The organism is Flavobacterium fryxellicola, from assembly GCF_900143245.1.
In the GTDB taxonomy this organism is placed as follows: Bacteria; Bacteroidota; Bacteroidia; order Flavobacteriales; family Flavobacteriaceae; genus Flavobacterium; species Flavobacterium fryxellicola.
The window spans coordinates 356,666-376,910 of the sequence record NZ_FRDK01000002.1; the positions used below are offsets into that span (position 1 = coordinate 356,666).

18 protein-coding genes are annotated in these 20,245 nt (G+C 35.8%); 10 read left to right on the plus strand and 8 right to left on the minus strand.

Going from position 1 to position 20,245, the window contains the following annotated elements; translation table 11 throughout:
* Positions 1-222: 222 nt before the first annotated feature.
* From BUA03_RS05210 to BUA03_RS05235, 6 genes are all read right to left on the minus strand, one after another.
* Entirely contained in the window at positions 223-567 is a 345-nt protein-coding gene (locus BUA03_RS05210; RefSeq protein ID WP_066078040.1) for an Hpt domain-containing protein, read from the minus strand.
* The gene (locus BUA03_RS05215) at positions 567-1,178 is read right to left on the minus strand and encodes a fumarylacetoacetate hydrolase family protein (RefSeq protein WP_066078038.1); all 612 of its coding nucleotides are present in this window, start codon (positions 1,176-1,178) and stop codon (positions 567-569) included. The genes BUA03_RS05210 and BUA03_RS05215 overlap by 1 nt, the downstream gene beginning before the upstream one ends.
* A gap of 34 nt (positions 1,179-1,212) precedes the next feature.
* The gene (locus BUA03_RS05220) at positions 1,213-1,989 is read right to left on the minus strand and encodes a 3'-5' exonuclease (RefSeq protein ID WP_066078036.1); all 777 of its coding nucleotides are present in this window, start codon (positions 1,987-1,989) and stop codon (positions 1,213-1,215) included.
* 147 nt (positions 1,990-2,136) lie between these two features.
* On the minus strand, positions 2,137-3,450 hold the full coding sequence (locus BUA03_RS05225; RefSeq protein ID WP_066078033.1) for a dihydrolipoamide acetyltransferase family protein: 1,314 nt from the start codon (positions 3,448-3,450) through the stop codon (positions 2,137-2,139).
* A gap of 84 nt (positions 3,451-3,534) precedes the next feature.
* The gene (locus BUA03_RS05230; protein ID WP_066078028.1) at positions 3,535-4,710 is read right to left on the minus strand and encodes a glycosyltransferase family 2 protein; all 1,176 of its coding nucleotides are present in this window, start codon (positions 4,708-4,710) and stop codon (positions 3,535-3,537) included.
* A gap of 65 nt (positions 4,711-4,775) precedes the next feature.
* A complete protein-coding gene (locus tag BUA03_RS05235) occupies positions 4,776-5,291 on the minus strand; it encodes a cupin domain-containing protein (protein ID WP_066078025.1) in 516 nt (171 codons plus the stop codon).
* A 378-nt stretch (positions 5,292-5,669) separates the two neighbouring features.
* Here BUA03_RS05235 and BUA03_RS05240 point away from each other — a divergent pair, with 378 nt between their 5' ends.
* The 4 genes from BUA03_RS05240 (at position 5,670) to BUA03_RS05250 (ending at position 10,034) form a co-directional block, all read left to right on the plus strand.
* Entirely contained in the window at positions 5,670-6,716 is a 1,047-nt protein-coding gene (locus tag BUA03_RS05240) for a T9SS C-terminal target domain-containing protein (protein WP_245792562.1), read from the plus strand.
* Between the two features lie 37 nt (positions 6,717-6,753).
* Positions 6,754-8,616, plus strand: coding sequence for a ribosomal protection-like ABC-F family protein (gene abc-f, locus BUA03_RS05245; RefSeq protein WP_066078022.1), 1,863 nt, complete (start codon positions 6,754-6,756; stop codon positions 8,614-8,616).
* A 650-nt stretch (positions 8,617-9,266) separates the two neighbouring features.
* Positions 9,267-9,401, plus strand: coding sequence for a hypothetical protein (locus tag BUA03_RS17055; protein ID WP_262489199.1), 135 nt, complete (start codon positions 9,267-9,269; stop codon positions 9,399-9,401).
* A 180-nt stretch (positions 9,402-9,581) separates the two neighbouring features.
* Positions 9,582-10,034, plus strand: coding sequence for a Gmad2 immunoglobulin-like domain-containing protein (locus BUA03_RS05250; RefSeq protein ID WP_066078016.1), 453 nt, complete (start codon positions 9,582-9,584; stop codon positions 10,032-10,034).
* A 168-nt stretch (positions 10,035-10,202) separates the two neighbouring features.
* Here the strand turns inward: BUA03_RS05250 and BUA03_RS05255 are convergent, their stop codons facing one another.
* Positions 10,203-11,750, minus strand: a complete 1,548-nt coding sequence (locus BUA03_RS05255; protein ID WP_139255615.1) for an SDR family NAD(P)-dependent oxidoreductase — start codon at positions 11,748-11,750, stop codon at positions 10,203-10,205.
* 350 nt (positions 11,751-12,100) lie between these two features.
* Between BUA03_RS05255 and BUA03_RS05260 the strand changes: the two genes are divergently transcribed.
* Positions 12,101-12,892, plus strand: a complete 792-nt coding sequence (locus tag BUA03_RS05260; RefSeq protein WP_066078005.1) for an O-methyltransferase — start codon at positions 12,101-12,103, stop codon at positions 12,890-12,892.
* A gap of 57 nt (positions 12,893-12,949) precedes the next feature.
* Here BUA03_RS05260 and BUA03_RS05265 read toward each other — a convergent pair whose 3' ends face one another.
* Entirely contained in the window at positions 12,950-13,630 is a 681-nt protein-coding gene (locus BUA03_RS05265) for a DUF6565 domain-containing protein (RefSeq protein WP_066078002.1), read from the minus strand.
* Between the two features lie 370 nt (positions 13,631-14,000).
* Here BUA03_RS05265 and BUA03_RS05270 point away from each other — a divergent pair, with 370 nt between their 5' ends.
* The 5 genes from BUA03_RS05270 (at position 14,001) to secA (ending at position 20,182) form a co-directional block, all read left to right on the plus strand.
* Positions 14,001-14,687 carry an ABC transporter ATP-binding protein gene (locus BUA03_RS05270; protein WP_066077997.1) on the plus strand — a complete coding sequence of 229 codons (687 nt, stop codon included), beginning with the start codon at positions 14,001-14,003 and terminating at the stop codon, positions 14,685-14,687.
* Positions 14,688-14,891: 204 nt separating this feature from the next.
* The gene (locus BUA03_RS05275) at positions 14,892-15,749 is read left to right on the plus strand and encodes an ATP-grasp domain-containing protein (protein WP_066077994.1); all 858 of its coding nucleotides are present in this window, start codon (positions 14,892-14,894) and stop codon (positions 15,747-15,749) included.
* Between the two features lie 31 nt (positions 15,750-15,780).
* Positions 15,781-16,350 carry a cob(I)yrinic acid a,c-diamide adenosyltransferase gene (locus tag BUA03_RS05280; RefSeq protein ID WP_066077988.1) on the plus strand — a complete coding sequence of 190 codons (570 nt, stop codon included), beginning with the start codon at positions 15,781-15,783 and terminating at the stop codon, positions 16,348-16,350.
* 184 nt (positions 16,351-16,534) lie between these two features.
* Entirely contained in the window at positions 16,535-16,756 is a 222-nt protein-coding gene (locus BUA03_RS05285; protein ID WP_007138072.1) for a DUF2795 domain-containing protein, read from the plus strand.
* Positions 16,757-16,840: 84 nt separating this feature from the next.
* Positions 16,841-20,182: a preprotein translocase subunit SecA gene (gene secA / locus BUA03_RS05290; RefSeq protein ID WP_066077986.1), complete on the plus strand. Its 3,342-nt coding sequence runs from the start codon at positions 16,841-16,843 to the stop codon at positions 20,180-20,182.
* Positions 20,183-20,245 lie beyond the last annotated feature (63 nt).

The following is a 20,245-nucleotide window of genomic DNA, read 5'->3' on the forward strand; positions in this document are numbered from 1 at the left end:
TTACATTTATGCGTTTAGACATTTACATTTACTATTTTCATGCCACTTCAATCAAAAAGAGAAACGTACTAAAGCAGCACATTTCTCTTCTTGTATGAGGAATCCTGCCTTACTAGCAGCGAGGTAATAGTAAAAATCTTCTCTTAATTTCTTTTGAGAGCGATTGTAATAGATAGGCTGACCATGCTGTCTCAATCGTTAAATTTCGATCACGAGCAAATCTTATAAATCAAAGTCTTTTTTGATCTCTTTGATAGCGTCATTTACTTGATTTTTCACACTCTTAAAAGTTTCTTTGATATCTTTCTTTTTTCCCTCGGCTTTGGTCCATGCTTCGATTTGAAGAATCTCTTCAAAAGCCACGTTTAAACCCATTAAATCTAGCGTTGGTTTTATCTTGTGCGCATAAGAATAAGCATGCTTGTGGTCCTTCTTTTTTATTCCTTCTTTGATTTGCAGCAAATCTTCTGGAACTTCAGTAACAAACAACGTTAGAATTTCGTTTACAAATTCTGGATCGTTGTCTGAAAGTGCGTACACTTTTGAAAGGTTGTAATTTATAGCCATTATTTTACTTGTATTCTAAATAGTTGTTGTCCTTCTAAAAATCCTTCTAGTATGTCATCGGGTTTTACTGCTGCAACTCCTTCAGGAGTTCCTGTAAAGATAATATCACCAATTTTTAACGTAAAAAACTGCGAAACATACGAAATCAGCTCGTCAATTTTCCATAACATAAGACCGGAATTACTCATTTGAACGGTCTTACTGTTATTTGTTAATTCAAAAGTAATATTTTCTAATGAACTAAATTGACTTTTAGGCAAAAATTCACCTAGTACTGCTGAACCGTCAAATGCTTTGGCTTTCTCCCAAGGCAACCCTTTAGCCTTTAACTTATCTTGCAAATCGCGGGCGGTAAAATCGATTCCAACACTAATTTCGTCATAATATTTATGAGCAAACTTAGGTTCGATGTATTTACCGACCTTACTAATTTTGACAATAATTTCAATTTCATGATGCACCTCTTGTGAAAATTCAGGTATCACAAATGGATGCTGTTTCAACAAAATAGCCGAATCCGGCTTCATAAAAACCACGGGCTCCGTAGGTCTTTCGTTATGCAATTCTTCGATATGATTGGTGTAATTTCTACCTATGCAAATGATTTTCATTTCGTACTTAATTAAATAATGGAAGGATTCAAAATTAGCTAAATTTATTATTCAGTTTTCGAAGTTTGATAGCGGTCAACACTTTTTTCGTATATAAAGGAAAATCAGCGTTTTGAATCCAACTGAAATAACCGGGCTCTGTTTCCAGAATTTTATCTACTTTAATTCCTTTGTGTTTTCCAAATGCAAAAATCTCTTCATTATCTTTATCAAAAGCAATCATTCCTGCAAAATCAGCAATCTTCTTTCTTGTTGAAAATTCCGAAAGAAGTTTCATGTCATTTTCCAATTCAGGATAGCGATCCAATTGTGCTTTTAGGATTTCATAAGTTGCCATAGTATCCGCCTCCGCAGAATGCGCATTTTCCAATCCTTTATCACAATAAAATTTTAAAGCTGCAGACAACGTTCGTTCTTCCATTTTATGAAAAATAGTCTGAACATCTACTGATACTTTTCCCTTCATATCAAAATCTACTCCAGCACGCAATAATTCCTCCGCCAACAAAGGAATATCAAAACGATCCGAATTAAATCCAGCCAAATCACTGTCTTTTATCATGTTGTAAACTTGCGCAGCCAGCTCATTAAAAGTAGGTTCATTAGCCACTTTTTCATCGGTAATTCCATGAACAGCGGTGGTTTGTGCCGGAATTGGAATCGTTGGATTCACTAACCATGTTTTACTTTCTTTATTTCCGTTTGGAAAAACTTTGAATATTGAGATTTCTACAATTCTATCTTTTCCGATATCAATTCCTGTCGTTTCTAGATCGAAAAAGCAAATTGGTTTATTGAGTTTGAGTTCCATTTTTAATTTTTGTGTGATTACAAATATAGAAATTTGGGTTTAATTTTGTTTCAAGTTTGGGCTTTAAAGTTCTAAAAAATAGCACAACAACAAAAAACCCGACCAATTTATAAAAACGAGTCGGGTCTAAAATGCAATTATTTATTTTTAAACATCTCTGTTTACATCAAAAGCTTCTAAGTACTCCGCTACGCGTTTTACAAAACTACCTCCTAATGCACCATCTACAACGCGATGGTCGTAACTGTGCGATAAGAACATTTTTTGGCGAATGCCTATGAAATCACCTTCCGGAGTTTCAATTACTGCCGGCATTTTACGAATAGCTCCTAATGCTAAAATTCCCACTTGTGGTTGATTTAAAATTGGTGTACCAAAAACACTTCCAAAAGTACCTACGTTCGTGACCGTATAAGTTCCACCTTGCGTATCGTCTGGTTTTAGTTTTCCTGCTTTTGCACGGCCCCCTAAATCATTTACGGCTTTTGCCATTCCCACTAGGTTCAATTGATCTGCATTTTTAATAACAGGAACAATTAAGTTCCCATTAGGCAATGAAGCTGCCATTCCAAGATTGATATTTTTCTTTTTGATAATGAAATCACCATCGACAGAAATATTCATTCCCGGGAAATCTTTTAGTGCTTTTGCAACTGCTTCCATGAAAATTGGTGTATACGTCAACTTCTCCCCTTCTCTTTTTTCAAAAGCATTTTTATTTTTTTCTCTCCATCTCACAATGTTCGTTACATCCACTTCAATAAAGGATTGCACGTGTGCAGATGTTTGTACGGATGCCACCATATAACCCGCAATTAACTTGCGCATTCTATCCATCTCAATGATTTCGTCTCCACCACTTACAGATACTGGAGCCGCTTTTTGAGCAACTGGAGCCGCAACTATTTTTGGAATTACCGCAACCGGAGTGGAAACAGCTGGCTGATTTGATCTGCTTTTTACGTACTCTAAAATATCATTTTTAGTTACTCTTCCTTCTTTGCCAGTTCCTGAAATTGCTTCTAGTTCTGCAACAGAAACTCCTTCTTCTTTGGCTATATTTTTCACTAAAGGCGACAAGAATTTCTCGGAATCAGAAAAGTCTACTGGTCCCGAAGTTTGGGGAGCAACACTTTCTTTAGCTGCATCAACAGTTTTTGCAACTTCAGCTACGAATGCAGCAGGTACCGCTTCCTTAACGATTGGCACTAAGTCGCCGCCTTCAGTTTCAATTATTGCAATGGTCTGCCCTACTTGAACCAAATCATCTTTTCCAAACAATTGTTCGACTAAGATTCCCGAAACTTCGCTTGGCACTTCACTGTCTACCTTATCAGTAGCAATTTCAAGTACCGCTTCATCGGCTTCTACTTTGTCTCCAACTTGTTTTAACCAATTTGTAATGGTTGCTTCTGCAACGCTTTCTCCCATTTTAGGAAGTTTCAATTCAAATCTTGCCATATTGTTAACCTAAAAGGTGATTTTGATTTTCAGTTTGCGAAATTAGTAAATATTTCAATTATAAATTACATTAAATGCAATTTTTTACTCTATTTTAATAACCTCACCTCTTTCGCTACTATTGTTACTTCCTACTAAAAAATTAGCTTTTTTTGGTATAATTTTAAAGGTAAAGCCTTTATTCCTTGAAGATTCAAGAATAGCGATGCTTTCTTTAAATGAAATGAATTCGTTATCCAGAATAATTTCTACTCGGTCTTTATTTTTAATAAAAGACGAATTTACCATTTTTTCTGTTTTTAAATCGTGAAATGACACTTTTTTTTGCAATACAAAGCGGAGTTTGTATGCTAATTTTTCGTTAGCTGAAAATAAAAGATAGGAGTTTGGACTGCTTTTTACTTTGGATTTTCCTTGAAACATTTTAACAAAAGAAAAAAATACGATTCCCATTTTCATAAAAATAGAAAAAAATACGGAGCTAAAACCATCGGAGCCAAAATGCTTTTTATAAAAGAAATTCATCGCCTCTTGAAAACGTTTCATATAGGTCTCATCTTTGATCGTACTTTCGCCTTTATAGTGAATAACAGTCGTTTCATGGAAATAATAATTGAATTTCCCTTTTTTAGAAATCATGTATGATAAATCAATATCATCGGAATACATGAAGCAATCTTCGTCAAACCCGCCAACTTCAAGATACACACTTCTTTTCATAAACATAAAAGCACCCACCAGAATTGCAACTTTTCCAGTTTGATCTTGGTTTAAATGCTGCGCATAATAGCTCCCAAAAAGTTGTGATTTAGAAAATAGGCGGTACAATCCAGTGATTTTGGTAAAAGCCACCCAAGGCGTGGGAAAACCCCGCTTGCTTTCAGGCAGAAAATTTCCAGTTCCATCAATCAGTTTACAACCTATAATTCCTAAATTAGATTGTTTATTAGCAAAAGCCAACACTTTTACAAACGTATCTTCGGCAACAACAGTGTCAGGATTGAGAATGCAAATGTATTCACCGCAAGCTTCAGCAACAGCGCTATTATTTGCTTTCGAGAAACCTACATTTTCCTTATTTTGAATGAGTTTTATTTTTGGAAAACGTTGCCTCATCATTTGGCAACTATCATCCTGCGAATTATTATCGATTACAATAACCTCGCCGTCAAGATCTTCCAATGCACTTTGAACGCTTAAAACACATTGTTCGAGAAAATAGCGCACGTTATAGTTGAGAATAATGACCGATAATTGCATTTTTCAAAGATAGATTTTAAGATGTAAAGCCACAATAATTCGAAAATAAAATACACGCTTTCTATTTATCGTCCAAAATCATCTTGCAATCGAACAATATCATTCTCATCTGAAGGATTTTCAATATCTGTGTGTTGCCAAATTTCAGCTACTATACCCCAAGAATCTAAACCTATTAAACGGTGTCGTTCGCCTTTCTCCAGTTGGATAAAATTTCCTGGTATCAGTTGCTGAATTTTACCTTCTTCGTCATTCAAACTGGTTTTCACCCCTACAACTCCTGAAACTATCTTCCACAACTCTGCCCTGCGAAAGTGATATTGCCAAGACAAACGTTTGTGAGGCGCAACTACCAGAATCTTTGGACTTAACTTATTGGTGATTTTAATTGCTTTCAAATTAAGATTCGGAAAAAATGTAGCGGCAAATTCAGGAGCTTGACTTTCATCAATCACAAAAAAACCTCCCCAAGGTCTCGTCATGTCTTGTTTTTCAATAGTAAAATTTTCTTTTTTCAAAGCTGCTGCAAGTTGTTCAAAAACAGCTTTTTTTTCTAAAGTATCTGGGACATTAAAATTCATTGTCTATTTTTTTTAAAAAAGTAAAAAACAGTTTGTTTGATTTAGATAGTAGCTATGTCAAGTTACTGTAATTAATACAATTGTTTGATTTTGTATTTGTATTTGCATTACTATTTTTTGCGTCTTTTGGGATGCTTACTATCTTATTTTGTCCAAAGTTAAGCATTATTGTGACTTTATTCCTTTTAAAAGACGAGAGAAACAACATTTATTGGTCTTCTTTTACGGTTAATTAGTGTTTCCCTACCACAAATTGTCTTCTTTGATTGTACTTGGCATTTTTTTTAGAAAGCAAATGCGCTGCTTCAAATCCATTTAAGCCAAAATCATTGTTTCTAATTTCATTCTTTAGTCTTTAAAATCGCTTATTTTTGAAAAATGAAAGGAAGTACTAAACCTAATCTACTTAAAGCATTTAAAAACACAATCCTATTATTGTTGCTAATTTTCGTTAGCATTGCGCAAGCTCAAATTTCAGGATGTACGGATCCTCTTTCCAAAAATTATAATCCAAAAGCTACCACAAATGATGGCAGTTGCCACTACGCTTGGGTAAAAATCAAGCCAAAATATTCCGTAAAATTAAATGCAATTCTAAAAGAAACTTCCGGTTTAACACAAAGTGATTCTCTCTTTTGGACAATCAATGACGATACCGATACAGTTCTTTATGGCGTTGACACGATTGGTATTATTAAAAGTAAAATACCGCTCAAAAAAGTATCAAACACAGATTGGGAGGAAATAGCGCAAGACAATAACTATTTTTACATAGGTGATTTTGGAAATAATGCCAGCGGAAACAGAAAGGATCTTCGTGTTTTACGAATCGAGAAGGAAGCACTTTCAAAACCGATTCAGAGGATTGATACCATTTCGTTTTCCTATTCCAATCAAACTAATTTTAATAAAAAACCTGCTAATACTACTGATTTTGACTGCGAAGCTTTTATTGTTTCCGATGACAGTATTTATTTGTTTACGAAGCAATGGAAGCATAAAAAAACCAGTGTATATGCCGTGCCAAAAATTCCAGGTACTTACATTGCCAAGTTGAAAGAGACTTATAACACAAAAGGATTAATTACTGGAGCAACCTATTTACCTAAAAAACAACTACTTGTTTTATCAGGATACAATAGATTTTTATCGCCTTTTATTTACCTTTTATACGATTACAAGACAACTCATTTTTTCTCTGGCAATAAAAGAAAGATCAAAATTGCACTTCCTTTTCATCAAATAGAGGGCATCGCTACGTTAGATGGCCTGCATTTTTATTTGACCAATGAAAATTTTGTCAGAAAACCAGTAGTCGATGTAACACCGCAATTGCACCAACTGGATTTAAGTCCATTTTTAGGTAATTATCATAGTCAATCCGTATGGAAAAGCTCCTTATTCAAACAAACTATTCGCAATTAGTCATTTAATAGTTTACTTTTGCCAAAAATTTAGCCTTGTGAATTACTTATCAGTCGAGAATATATCCAAATCTTTTGGGGAAAGAACACTTTTTGAAAACATTTCTTTTGGAATTAACAAAGACCAAAAAATTGCTTTTATAGCCAAAAACGGTTCGGGGAAAACCACTATTATGAGCATTATTAATGGCTTGGACGAGTCGGATACCGGGCAAGTGGTGTTGCGAAAAGGCATCAAAATGGCTTTCTTGTCGCAAAACAATAATTTACAGGAAGAATTGACTATTGAAGAAAGCATTTTTGCATCGGATAATGAGATCTTGAAAGTTATTGAAGCCTACGAAAAAGCATTAGAAAATCCAGAAGATGAAGAAGCGTATCAAAAAGCTTTTGACGGAATGGACCAACATAATGCGTGGGATTTTGAAACCCAGTACAAACAAATTTTGTTCAAATTAAAGTTGGAAGACTTTAAACTGAAAGTAAAAAATCTTTCTGGTGGTCAGAAAAAACGTTTATCATTAGCTATTATTTTAATCAACCGTCCCGATTTATTAATCTTAGATGAACCTACGAATCACTTAGATTTAGAGATGATTGAATGGCTGGAAACTTATTTTGCCAAAGAAAATATTACGTTGTTTATGGTGACGCACGACCGTTTCTTCTTGGAACGCGTTTGTAACGAAATCATCGAACTCGACAACGGAAAATTATATTCCTACAAAGGAAATTACTCCTATTATTTAGAGAAAAAAGAGGAACGCATCGCTTCCGAAAATTCAAGTGTCGATAAAGCGCAGAATCTTTTTGTGAAGGAATTGGAATGGATGCGCCGTCAGCCCAAAGCGAGAACGACCAAATCAAAATCGCGTCAAGATGATTTTTATGACATCAAGGAAAAAGCACAAAGTCGCCGTCGCGAAAATAAAGTGGAACTTGAAATCAACATGGAACGTATGGGAAGCAAGATTATCGAGCTTCACAAAATCTCCAAAAAATTTGACAACCATGTGATCTTGGATAATTTCAGTTTTGACTTTCAACCGGGAGAACGCATTGGAATTATAGGGAAAAATGGGACAGGAAAATCAACTTTTTTGAATTTATTGACCGGAGGAATTCCGCTTGATGGAGGAAAAGTAGTGATTGGTGAGACAATAAAATTGGGGTATTACACCCAAAGTGGTATTAACCCAAAACCGGGACAACGCGTCATTGATGTCATTAAGGAATACGGAGAATTTATTCCATTGATGAAGGGACGGATGATTTCGGCTTCGCAATTGTTGGAGCGTTTTCTTTTTGATGCCAAGAAACAATATGATTTTGTAGATCGATTGAGTGGTGGTGAATTGAAGCGTTTGTATTTATGTACCGTTTTGATTCAGAATCCGAATTTCTTGATTCTCGATGAGCCTACAAATGATTTGGATATCGTTACCTTAAACGTTTTGGAAAGTTTTCTTTTGGATTACCCTGGATGTTTGGTGGTGGTTTCGCATGACCGTTATTTTATGGATAAAATTGTAGATCACTTATTCATTTTTAGAGGAAAAGGTGTTATTGAAAATTTCCCTGGAAACTATTCTGATTTCAGAGCTTATGAAGACAGCGCTGATGTAGCTCAAAAAGAGGAAAACAAAGCTGAGAAAAAAGACTGGAAGCAAAACAACCCAACAGGAAATTTAACATTCAATGAGCAAAAAGAATATCAGAAACTAGAACGAGAAATCAAGGATCTGGAGCTAGATAAAACTAAAATCGAGCAGTTATTCGCCGATGGAAAAGTAGCAGATGCCGATATTGAAAAGAAAGCCAAAGAACTCGAAAATATCATCAAAAAAATTGAAGACAAAGAAGAAAGATGGTTTGAGCTGAGCGCGAAGATCGAGGGGTAAAAAAGCCCCCTACCCCCCGAAGGGGGAACAGAAAATATAGAATATTCAACCCCAACACTTTTAGCGGTAACGCTGAAAATGTTGGGGTTTGTTTTTTTTTGTAAAAAACTACTTTTAAATTAGTAAGAAAAATTAGAACTAATTAAAAATCTATTTGATGTTTTGTAATTTATTTTATATATTTTTGAGAGCAATAAAGCCTGATCTCTGTATGACCAAGCTAAAATTTCGGGCAGACTGGGCAGATTTTGTAAGACCCTAAATACCATTTACCAGAAACACTCAATAATAATGACAAAAAAACTCGTAATTACCACTGCAATCTTATTTAGTTTACCTACAATTTTAATACTGAATAATTCCTTTTTATTGAAGTAGAGAAAAAATTGAATATGATTTCGGCGGGTAGTTATGCTTATGCAGAAATCTATCAATTAAACTATTCTGTAGAAGAAGTAAAAGATGCTATAGAATAATTTAAAAAGGAACACCCCGAATTCAATATGCCAAAAGTTTCTGTTCGCAATGAAGGAGAATTTGAATTAATTAACAAAGAATCAGAAAATCATTGGTTTTTGATTTAATTATATAACCCGGATCAAAATGTAATTCTGAATATTTCCATACGTGGTACTAGTACTAAAACTAAAATGGCGTTTGTAGTAATAAATAAAGGTTTAGATATTGGAAATTGGAAAGATGTCAATAAAGATTTTTCATATAAAGAAAATGAAAAAATAAAGGAGCATTCCAAACCAAACATCTCACGCCGATTAAAAGAATAGTAGCTAAAAAGAAGTAATGTTTCTACTAACAGACATCTGGAGTGACTGAAGATTTAATGGTATTAGTATTTTAAATCATAATACCTGCTCTTCGAAGTATGCAATAGACCTTGGTTAAGCTGCGCAAATGTCTCTGACTTTGCGCCCATAACAATGAGCAAAACATAAAAAAACACAATTATGAGATGGACAATTTTGTTATCAGCCCTTCTACTATTCGGATGCAATAAAAAGGAAACTGAACACACTACTGATGTAAACGATACTTTAATAAGCATTCCGGAAACGACTAAAGCGGTTAAGGCTGCAAAGCCAGAAATTCTTTTGCCTAAACAATATTCTAATGACCGTTTCAAAGAAGTAACTGTAGAACGGATAGACGAAAATAAATTTCGAGTACGCGGAAAAGGGCAAATCTTTGAGGCTAACTTTAACTGGATTATTGAAGACGGACACGACGAGTTAAAGACGGGGTTTCAAATGACTGATGCGGGAGCTCCCGCGTGGGGCAGCTTTGACTTTACAATTGAAATTCAAAAAAAACGAGAGAATTCGACATTAACCCTAGTTTTATTTGAATCAAGCGCTAAGGACGGCAGTCGTCAACATGAATTGCCGATTCTTCTTTTTTAAGTTTAGCCCGCTTTTCAAAGCTTACAATAGTTCTTGGTTAAGCTGCGTAAATGTCTCTGACTTTGCGCCCACGATAGTAGTCACAAAAAAACCACAGCAAAATCCAATTCTGCTGAGGTTCTTTTAGTCTATAACTTTTTTAATTCCCTTTTAGGGGTTAGGAGCCTGCTACCAGGGAATCGGATTGTAATCTTTCAAAAACTTTCCACACCAATGTTTTCCCGTATTGATTCCGTCAAATAAAGGATCCATCACGCGTGCCGCACCATCGACAATATCTAATGGGGGTTGAAAATCTTCTTCTTCTTGTTTTCTTTTGGCTAACTCCGCTGGATCTTCATCCGTCACCCAACCGGTATCAACCGCATTCATGAAAATTCCGGCTTTCGCCAAATCTCCTGCCGCAGTGTGTGTGAGCATATTTAGAGCCGCTTTAGCCATGTTGGTATGCGGATGCCGGGCTTCTTTAAAAAAACGATGAAACTTACCCTCCATTGCTGAAACGTTGATGATGTGTTTTTTTCCCGTGTTGTCTTTTTTCATCACTTCCGAAAGACGGTTGCACAATACAAAAGGCGCAACAGAGTTAACGAGCTGTACTTCGATCATTTCGGTGGTTTCGATTTGGCCTAGTTTCAACCTCCAACTATTGGTTTTCCGCAAATCGACTTGCTGCAAATCGGCATCAAATTCTCCCTCCGGGAAAACTTCAGTCGCCACCAATGCATTATCAAACGAATACGGAATCTGAGATAACTTGGCGGAAGCCCGCAAACCAATTCCCGGTTCTGGTCCATGCCAAGTCACGGGCATATTTTGATTACAAGAAATTCCTGTAGTCAACACTTTTAATTCCTCCAAACAATTCGTATGATCTAACAATAATTCCTGCGCTTGTTTAGGCAAAGAAGCGATTTGACGTTCTTCGTTTTCCATCAAATGTGCATAAAATCCTGCTGGACGCCGGACCGTTTGAGCCGCATTATTAATCAGTATATCCAATCGTTCGTATTTTTGCTCAATAAAATTGCAAAAGATTTCGACACTTGGAATATGTCTTAAATCCAATCCATGAATTTTTAATCGATCTCCCCAATCCATAAAATCAGGTTCCTTAGAAAAACGCAAAGCAGCATCCACCGGAAAACGAGTCGTTGCAATCACGGTTGCTCCTCCACGCAAAAGCATCAGCGTAATGTGATAGCCTATTTTAAGTCGGGAACCTGTAATAACGGCAACCTGTCCTGTAACGTCAGCAGTTTGAAAACGTTTTGCATAATTAAAATCACCACAATCTGCACACATGGTGTCGTAAAAGTGATGCATTTTAGTGAATGAAGTTTTACATACATAGCAATTTCTGGGAGTTTCCAGTTCTAATTGCTCTTTATTGGTAAGCTCGTGATACGCCAATAATTTTGGGGCTACAAAAACACTTGCTTCACGAGCATACCGAATTCCGGTTTCTTTACGGGCAGTTTTGTCTTGTTTTTCCTTTTTACGTTTGGCTACTAATCGTCCGTCTTTCTTGCGTCGGGAAAGCTCCTCTCGATCGGGTCTAGAAAACTGACCTGCCGCTTTGATTAATGCCATTCTTTGGTCTTTTGGAATCTCAAATATTTGATCTGTGTCACTATTTAATTGCGATAGAACGGCAATGCAGCGGTTAATCTCTTCAGATGTGATTCCTTTATCATCTCCTGTTTCTTCGTTCATCATCTCGTAAAATTGTATAGCTATTGATTTTAAGAGCGCAAATATAGTTTTAAAATTTTTGAGATGATGCTTTCGCAAAAATCAATTTCTGATTATCAGTTTTATGAAAGCTACTTCGCAAAGGTTTTGTTTCCCTAAATTGATGAAAAAATTTTGGCTAAGACACACTAAGAATACACTGAAATTTACAAAGGTTATTTTTTGAATAAAACACTGTGCAAACGAAAAACGCTGTGATTCTTTGTCAATCTTCTGATAACAATAAATCTCTGAAAAACAAAAAACCGCCGTGAAATAAAAATCTCTGTGTATCTTCGCGGTTTCTTTGTGAACCTTTGTGTTATAAATCTATGTTATTCCAAATAAAATCATACCTCATCTTCCTTTGGCATTCTAAAAATGAACATGGGGTGCATTCTCCCTTTGTATTCCATTTGCTTACAAAATGTTTTTATGATAAAAAGGTGAAACCCGTTGATACTATTTTAGAAAACTATCGAAATTCACTTTTGGCAAACAACGATACGATAGAGGTAACGGATTTTGGTGCGGGTTCCAGAGTTTTCAAATCCAATACACGGTCCATTTCCAAAATCGCTAAAACTGCAGGAATCAGTAGCAAACGAGCAGCATTATTATACCGAATTGTACATTATTTGCAACCTGAATCTATTTTAGAAATTGGTACATCATTGGGAATGGCAACTGCTGCACTGTTCTTAGGATCCCAAAATCTCAAAACTAAAGTAAAAGTAATCACTCTTGAAGGCTGCCCTGAAACCGTAAGACAAGCCCAAAACCAATTTAAACAATTTGGTTTTACCACTATAAATTCAATCAAAACCGAATTCAGTAGCTACTTCAATTCCCTTCAGTTTTCGGGTTTCAACTTTGGACTCATTTACTTTGACGGAAATCACTCTAAAAAAGCAACATTGGAGTATTTCGAATTATTACTTTCAACCGTGAGTAACGATACGGTTTGGATATTCGATGACATTCACTGGTCACAAGAAATGGAAGAAGCTTGGGAAATTATTAAAAGTCACCCGCAAGTTACAGTCACTATTGATACATTCCAGTGGGGATTGGTATTTTTTAGAAGAGAACAGCCCAAAGAACATTTTGTGATTCGGGTTTAACCCAAAAAAAAATGACAGCCATTGCTGACTGTCATCCTTAATTGAATTAATTATTCCTTATTCTTTCGCTCTTTTCATTTCTCCTGATTTAGCTCCCATTCTATTCAAAGTATACATTGGGGCAAATTTCACTTTCAAACCAGAAATTTTTCTATTGTCTTCAGCTGAAAGCCCTTCTTTTTCAACAGTATTCTTTCTGCTGTCTAATGCCTCATACATCAATTTTATTTCATCCCAGTCTTCACGTGAGTACTTATCTTTGTTATTTTCAACGGTATGAATAAATTGTTGGTACACATTATGAATGTTTGCTGCATTTACCCAACTAAAATTCATGTCCTCACCCATTTTACCTTCACCAAACAAGGCATTCCTCATTTGCTGCTTATTGTTAGGTGTAGAAACTACTGCAGCTGCTTGTGCTTCCATTTTTTGAGCTTCTACCTTCGCTTTCAGAGCTTCGTATTTTGCTCTACTTGCGTCAAGACGTGCTTGTGCATCAGCATTATCTTTCATGTTAGCAATTGCCGCTTCAGCTTCTCCCGCTCTTAATTGGTATGACGCCTCTATTCCTTCCCAGTTTCCTTCTGCATCTGCTGCTGCAACATTACCTAATGAATCTACATACATTACATAGCTATCCACTTTTTTTTCATCTTGCTCCGCTTTTTCATCTTTACAAGATGTAAATCCAATAGCGATTACCGCTAATCCTAATGCCAATTTTGTATTTTTCATAATTTAAGATTTGATTAATTATTACTAAACAAATGTAAATAAGATTGATCTATATTCAATAAATAACAAAAAATTATATAAAAAATTAACATAATTGTGAAATAAAAAAAATAAAAGTGTGAATTATACAAATAGATACTAGAATTATGTAAAACTTTAAATTCACATTATACTTATCGATAAACTTAAAACTGACCTTAATTTGCCAACTAAAAAAAACAAAATAATAAAGGATCTAAATTTCAGTAGTTGCATACTGTAACAAATTTAAAAAACAACTACTTATTAGTAATTCAAAAGTTTTTGTACTTTTAAAATCTAAATTAATAGTAACCCGCGCACCGTCAAAGGTTAAAAATCATACATTCTAATGGCAAACCCGCTAATAAAAATAACTAACATCAAAAGAGATTTTGTCTTAGGAAATGAAATCGTTTATGTTCTTAAAGGCATTGATTTAGAGATCAACAAAGGAGAATATGTAGCATTAATGGGGCCTTCAGGATCTGGAAAGTCCACCTTAATGAATTTATTAGGGTGCTTAGACACACCTACTTCCGGAACTTATATTTTGAATGGAAAGGATGTAAGCCAGATGAAAGACGATGAATTAGCAGAAATTCGCAACAAAGAAATTGGGTTTGTTTTCCAAACTTTCAACCTTTTACCGAGAACAACTGCATTAGACAACGTGGCTTTACCCATGATCTATGCTGGGTTTTCTAAATCAGATAGAAACAAGCGCGCCTCCGAAGTATTGGATCAAGTAAATCTCTCTGACCGAATGGATCACCAACCCAACCAACTTTCAGGAGGACAACGCCAGCGTGTGGCCATCGCTAGAGCATTGGTTAACAAACCGTCCATCATTCTTGCGGATGAACCTACTGGGAATTTAGATAGTAAAACTTCATTAGAAATAATGAAACTTTTTGGAGACATCCACGCCAATGGAAATACTGTAATTTTGGTTACACATGAGGAGGAAATCGCTGCTTATGCACACCGAATTATACGCTTGAGAGATGGACTAATTGAAAGTGACACTACCAAATAGTTTTTTTCAAGAGCTTTTTCCGGCTGTACGTCACCATTTTTTCTATTACCTACAGCCCACAAAAGGCCAAAGGATTTAGAAAAGGATTTCCAATGCAAACAAAGTTCACTGAATCCCAAATAAAAAAAGGGCATAATGAAGGAATCCTAGCCAAGGAATCTCTATTCTGATTGCGTTTATAATTCAAAATAACACCTCACAAAAATGAAAATCGCTTTACTCACGTGCGAAAAACTTCCCGATTTAAATCCCGAAGACCAAAAAATAATTCCAGCACTCGCCCAACACAATATAGAATCTTCCGCTGTTATTTGGAGCGATAAAAATGTTATTTGGACTGATTTTGACTATTTAATTTTTCGCAATACTTGGGATTATTTCGAGAAGGAAGCCGAATTTAAACTTTGGCTGGACCACATAGAAAAATTAGGAATCAAAACACTGAACCCTATCAAGGTAATTAAGCAAAACATACATAAGTTTTACCTACGGGAAATGCAGCAACAAGGAATTGCAATTTTGCCAACTCTTTTTATAGATAAAACTGACCATCTTGATCTGGCAAAACGAATTCCTTCTCATTGGAAAAAAGCAGTCATAAAACCTGCTTTTTCCGCGGGTTCCTATCTAACAGAAGTTTTTGAAGTAGCAAATAGTCCAGAAATAGACAAGCAATATGCACCGATTGCTTTAGAGAAAGAATTGCTGGTGCAAGAATTCATGCCTCAGATTCAAACATTAGGTGAAACCTCCTTTATCTTTTTCAACAAAAAATTCTCTCATGCAGTGAATAAAAAACCGGTTGATGGCGATTTTAGGGTTCAATCTCTTTTTGGAGGAATCTATACGTTGGTGCATCCAAGTCAAGACTTGATTCTAAAAGCACAAAAAGTAGTCGATACCTTTAAAGAAGATTTACTATATGCTCGCGTAGACGGTATTTTAATTGACCAAGAACTTTACCTCATGGAAGTGGAGTGTATTGAACCCGATCTGTATTTCAATCTAAGTGAAAATTCATTGAACCGATTTATTGCATCAATAGTAAAATTAATAGCCTAAATTTGTTTTTTTAAAATCAAATACCCAGTAGATGAAAGTATATACAAAAACGGGAGACAAAGGAACAACAGCCCTTTTTGGAGGAACTCGTGTCCCAAAAGACCATGCCCGTATCGAAAGTTACGGAACTGTTGACGAATTGAATTCTCACATCGGTTTAATTCGCGATCAGGAAATGCATGCGCATTACAAAGAAATTCTTATTGAAATTCAGGATCGTTTGTTTACGGTAGGAGCTATTCTTGCGACGCCACCTGAAAAAGAAGTGAAGAAAAACGGAGAACTTCGTTTGAAAAAATTAGGAATTATAGAATCTGACATTGAATTATTGGAAAATGAAATAGATGCTATGGAAGAGGCGCTTCCGCCAATGACTCATTTCGTACTTCCAGGTGGACATACCACTGTGTCATATTGTCATATAGCGCGTTGTGTATGCCGCAGAGCAGAGCGTTTAGCAGTCCATTTAAGCCATAATGAACCCGTTGCAGAGGTCGCTATTAAATACCTAAACCGACTTTCTGACTACCTTTTTGTGTTGGCACGAAAGTTGTCTCATGACCTGAACGCCGAAGAAGTGAAATGGATTCCAAGGAAATAAAATTTCAAATTGAGGAGTACCGATATATGATTTCAGAATTATGATTAAAATCAAAAATCGTTAATTTAGAGTCAAAAATCAACAATCAAAACGAACGTTCTTAACTTTTTATTAAAATAAATCATTTTTTACTTGTGTTTTTCAGTAAAAAATTTATTTTTGCACAAAACTAAATAGACAACAGATGTATTGGACATTAGAATTAGCATCCTATCTAAGTGATGCACCATGGCCTGCTAACAAAGATGAACTTATTGACTACGCTATTAGAGCAGGAGCTCCATTAGAAGTAGTAGAAAACCTTCAATCTATAGAGGATGAAGGCGAGATATATGAATCAATGGAAGAAATATGGCCAGATTATCCTACGGACGAAGATTATCTTTGGAATGAGGATGAATATTAAAAAGTAAACCAATAAAAAAGTCTCAAAAGAGGCTTTTTTTTGGTTTAAATTTACAGAATTACACAATTAGAAATAAAATATATTATGAGTTTCATAAACAGTATTATCAAAGTCTTTGTTGGCGATAAGTCACAAAAGGATGTGAAAGCATTACAACCTTATCTTAACAAAATTAAAACTTTTGAAAATCCTTTAATGTCATTATCAAATGATGAACTTAGAGCGCGTACCGCATTTTTCAAAGATAAAATAAAACAAGATCGTTCTGAAAAAGACGCGAAAATTACCGCTCTTAAACAGGAAGTAGAGGGAATTCTTGATATAGATAAAAGAGAAGATCTTTACATCGCTATTGATGCACTGGAGAAAGAAGCCTACGATATATCAGAAAAAACATTGATGGAAATTCTTCCTGAAGCTTTTGCTGTAGTCAAAGAAACAGCAAGACGTTTCAAAGACAACTCACAAATTGTCGTTACGGCAACTCCAAAAGACCGAGAACTATCTGCCACAAAAAGTTATATCACTTTAGACGGAGATACTGCTATTTGGGCTAATTCATGGAGTGCAGCAGGGAAAGAAATTACTTGGGACATGATTCACTACGACGTACAATTAGTTGGCGGAATGGTTTTACATGAAGGAAAAGTAGCCGAAATGCAAACAGGAGAGGGAAAAACATTAGTAGCCACTTTACCACTTTACTTAAATGCATTGACCGGAAATGGGGTTCATTTAGTTACCGTGAATGATTATTTAGCAAAGAGAGACAGTACTTGGAAAGCACCTTTGTTTGAATTTCATGGTATGACAGTAGAGTGTATCGACAATTACCAACCTAATTCTGACGAAAGAAGAAAAGCATACGACGCTGATATTACTTACGGAACGAATAATGAGTTTGGTTTTGACTATTTAAGAGACAATATGGCGCATTCGCCAAATGATTTAGTACAAAGAAAACACAACTATGCCATTGTCGATGAGGTCGATTCGGTTTTAATTGATGATGCTAGAACGCCATTGATTATTTCTGGACCCGTTCCACAAGGTGACCGCCATGAATTCAATGAATTAAAACCAAAAATCGAAAATCTAGTTGCGTTACAACGCCAGCTGGCCAACGGTTTTTTATCTGAAGCTAAAAAATTAATAAAAGAGGGAAATACTAAAGAAGGTGGATTCCAATTGTTAAGAGCGTACAGAGCGTTACCAAAAAACAAAGCATTGATCAAGTTTTTAAGTGAGGAAGGAATTAGACAATTACTTCAAAAAACAGAAAATCAATACATGCAGGATAACAAAAGAGAAATGCACAAGATTGATGAAGCCTTGTATTTTGTTATTGAAGAAAAAAACAATCAAGTTGAATTATCAGACAACGGTATTCAATACTTATCTGGAGATACAGATTCCGATTTTTTTGTTCTTCCAGATATTGGAACTGAAATCGCTGCTATCGAAAAGAAAAAATTAGATAAAGACGCTGAAGCTGAAGAAAAAGAAAAATTGTTTCAAGATTTCGGAATAAAAAGCGAACGCATCCATACCCTGACACAACTTTTGAAAGCGTATGCTTTATTTGAAAAAGATGTAGAATATGTAATCATGGACAATAAAATCATGATTGTTGATGAGCAAACGGGTCGTATTATGGATGGCCGTAGGTATTCTGATGGATTGCATCAAGCCATTGAAGCTAAAGAAAATGTAAAAATCGAAGCGGCTACACAAACGTTCGCAACGGTTACGTTACAAAATTACTTTAGAATGTACAACAAACTGGGAGGAATGACTGGAACTGCAGTAACTGAAGCCGGTGAGTTGTGGCAAATCTATAAGCTAGACGTGGTAGAAATTCCTACGAACAGAGCAATGGCAAGATTAGACAAAGAGGATTTTATTTATAAAACGACTCGTGAAAAATTTAATGCCGTTATTGAAGATGTTACGGAACTATCAAAAGCAGGAAGACCAGTACTTATTGGAACAACCTCTGTGGAGATCTCCGAATTATTAAGCCGAATGTTAAAAATGAGAGGTGTTGCGCACAATGTATTGAATGCAAAAATGCACAAACAAGAAGCTCAAATCGTTGAAGAAGCAGGAAAACCTGGTGTGGTAACAATAGCAACGAATATGGCTGGTCGTGGTACCGATATTAAATTATCTGCTGAAGTAAAAGCCGCTGGTGGATTAGCAATTGTGGGTACAGAACGTCATGATTCCCGTCGTGTTGACCGTCAGTTGCGTGGTCGTGCAGGACGTCAAGGGGATCCTGGAAGTTCACAGTTTTACGTTTCTCTTGAAGACAATTTAATGCGTTTGTTTGGTTCTGAAAGAGTCGCTAAAGTAATGGACAGAATGGGCTTGCAAGAGGGAGAAGTGATTCAACACTCGATGATGACCAAATCGATTGAGCGCGCTCAGAAAAAAGTAGAAGAAAACAATTTTGGTGTTCGTAAGCGATTATTGGAATATGATGATGTAATGAATGCCCAACGTGAAGTAGTGTACAAGCGTCGTCGCCATGCCTTGTTTGGAGAGCGTTTGAAATTAGATATTGCCAACATGCTTTATGATACGTGCGAGTTAATTATTGACCAGAACAAAGCGACCAATAATTTCAAAAACTACGAATTTGAATTGATTCGTTATTTCTCTATTACCTCTCCAGTTACCGAAAGTGAGTTCACAAAATTGAGCGAAATGGAATTGACCGGAAAAGTATACAAAGCAACATTAGAATATTACACCGAAAAAACGGAGCGAAGTGCCAGAGAAGCCTTCCCTATTATAAAAAGTGTTTACGAAGATAAAAACAATCAATTTGAGCGTATCGTAGTTCCGTTTACAGATGGAATAAAATCGCTGAATGTGGTTACTGATTTGAAAATGGCTTACGATTCTCAAGGTGCACAACTTGTTGCTGATTTTGAGAAAAACATCACATTAGCCATTGTTGATGAAGCGTGGAAGAAACACTTGCGCAAAATGGACGAATTGAAACAATCGGTTCAATTAGCGGTTCACGAACAAAAAGATCCATTGCTTATTTACAAACTGGAAGCATTCAATTTGTTTAGAGCTATGATTGACAATGTGAATAAAGAAGTAATTTCATTCCTGTTTAAAGGGGATTTACCTGCTCAAGAAAACCAACAAATTCAGGAAGCAGTTGACGTTGCTCCTCGAGAAGATTACGAGTTGAGTAAAGATGAAATTGTAAGTAGCGAAGCTGCAAATCGCGAAGCTGGCGAAACGCAACAACGACAAATAACCGAAACGATTACGAGAGATATGCCTAAAATCAATCGCAACGATACCGTGAGCATACAAAACGTGGCTAACGGACAAATACAAGAAATGAAATACAAAAAAGCCGAAAGCTTAATCGCCTCAGGACAATGGGTAATGGTGAACTAAGCCCGTTTTATTTTATGACAACCAAAAACTCCACTGCGCAAGTAGTGGAGTTTTTTTATGCAG

What these genes read in the sequence shown, in the direction of transcription:
- BUA03_RS05215 (WP_066078038.1), bottom strand. Translation starts at nt 1,178, where the DNA reads ATGAAAATCATTTGCATAGGTAGAAATTACACCAATCATATCGAAGAA.
- BUA03_RS05265 (WP_066078002.1), bottom strand. Translation starts at nt 13,630, where the DNA reads ATGAAAAATACAAAATTGGCATTAGGATTAGCGGTAATCGCTATTGGA.
- BUA03_RS05250 (WP_066078016.1), top strand. Translation starts at nt 9,582, where the DNA reads ATGAGATGGACAATTTTGTTATCAGCCCTTCTACTATTCGGATGCAAT.
- BUA03_RS17055 (WP_262489199.1), top strand. Translation starts at nt 9,267, where the DNA reads ATGGCGTTTGTAGTAATAAATAAAGGTTTAGATATTGGAAATTGGAAA.
- BUA03_RS05255 (WP_139255615.1), bottom strand. Translation starts at nt 11,750, where the DNA reads ATGAACGAAGAAACAGGAGATGATAAAGGAATCACATCTGAAGAGATT.
- secA (WP_066077986.1), top strand. Translation starts at nt 16,841, where the DNA reads ATGAGTTTCATAAACAGTATTATCAAAGTCTTTGTTGGCGATAAGTCA.
- BUA03_RS05230 (WP_066078028.1), bottom strand. Translation starts at nt 4,710, where the DNA reads ATGCAATTATCGGTCATTATTCTCAACTATAACGTGCGCTATTTTCTC.
- BUA03_RS05220 (WP_066078036.1), bottom strand. Translation starts at nt 1,989, where the DNA reads ATGGAACTCAAACTCAATAAACCAATTTGCTTTTTCGATCTAGAAACG.
- BUA03_RS05210 (WP_066078040.1), bottom strand. Translation starts at nt 567, where the DNA reads ATGGCTATAAATTACAACCTTTCAAAAGTGTACGCACTTTCAGACAAC.
- BUA03_RS05285 (WP_007138072.1), top strand. Translation starts at nt 16,535, where the DNA reads ATGTATTGGACATTAGAATTAGCATCCTATCTAAGTGATGCACCATGG.
- BUA03_RS05275 (WP_066077994.1), top strand. Translation starts at nt 14,892, where the DNA reads ATGAAAATCGCTTTACTCACGTGCGAAAAACTTCCCGATTTAAATCCC.
- BUA03_RS05280 (WP_066077988.1), top strand. Translation starts at nt 15,781, where the DNA reads ATGAAAGTATATACAAAAACGGGAGACAAAGGAACAACAGCCCTTTTT.
- BUA03_RS05260 (WP_066078005.1), top strand. Translation starts at nt 12,101, where the DNA reads ATGTTATTCCAAATAAAATCATACCTCATCTTCCTTTGGCATTCTAAA.
- BUA03_RS05240 (WP_245792562.1), top strand. Translation starts at nt 5,670, where the DNA reads ATGAAAGGAAGTACTAAACCTAATCTACTTAAAGCATTTAAAAACACA.
- BUA03_RS05235 (WP_066078025.1), bottom strand. Translation starts at nt 5,291, where the DNA reads ATGAATTTTAATGTCCCAGATACTTTAGAAAAAAAAGCTGTTTTTGAA.
- BUA03_RS05225 (WP_066078033.1), bottom strand. Translation starts at nt 3,450, where the DNA reads ATGGCAAGATTTGAATTGAAACTTCCTAAAATGGGAGAAAGCGTTGCA.
- BUA03_RS05270 (WP_066077997.1), top strand. Translation starts at nt 14,001, where the DNA reads ATGGCAAACCCGCTAATAAAAATAACTAACATCAAAAGAGATTTTGTC.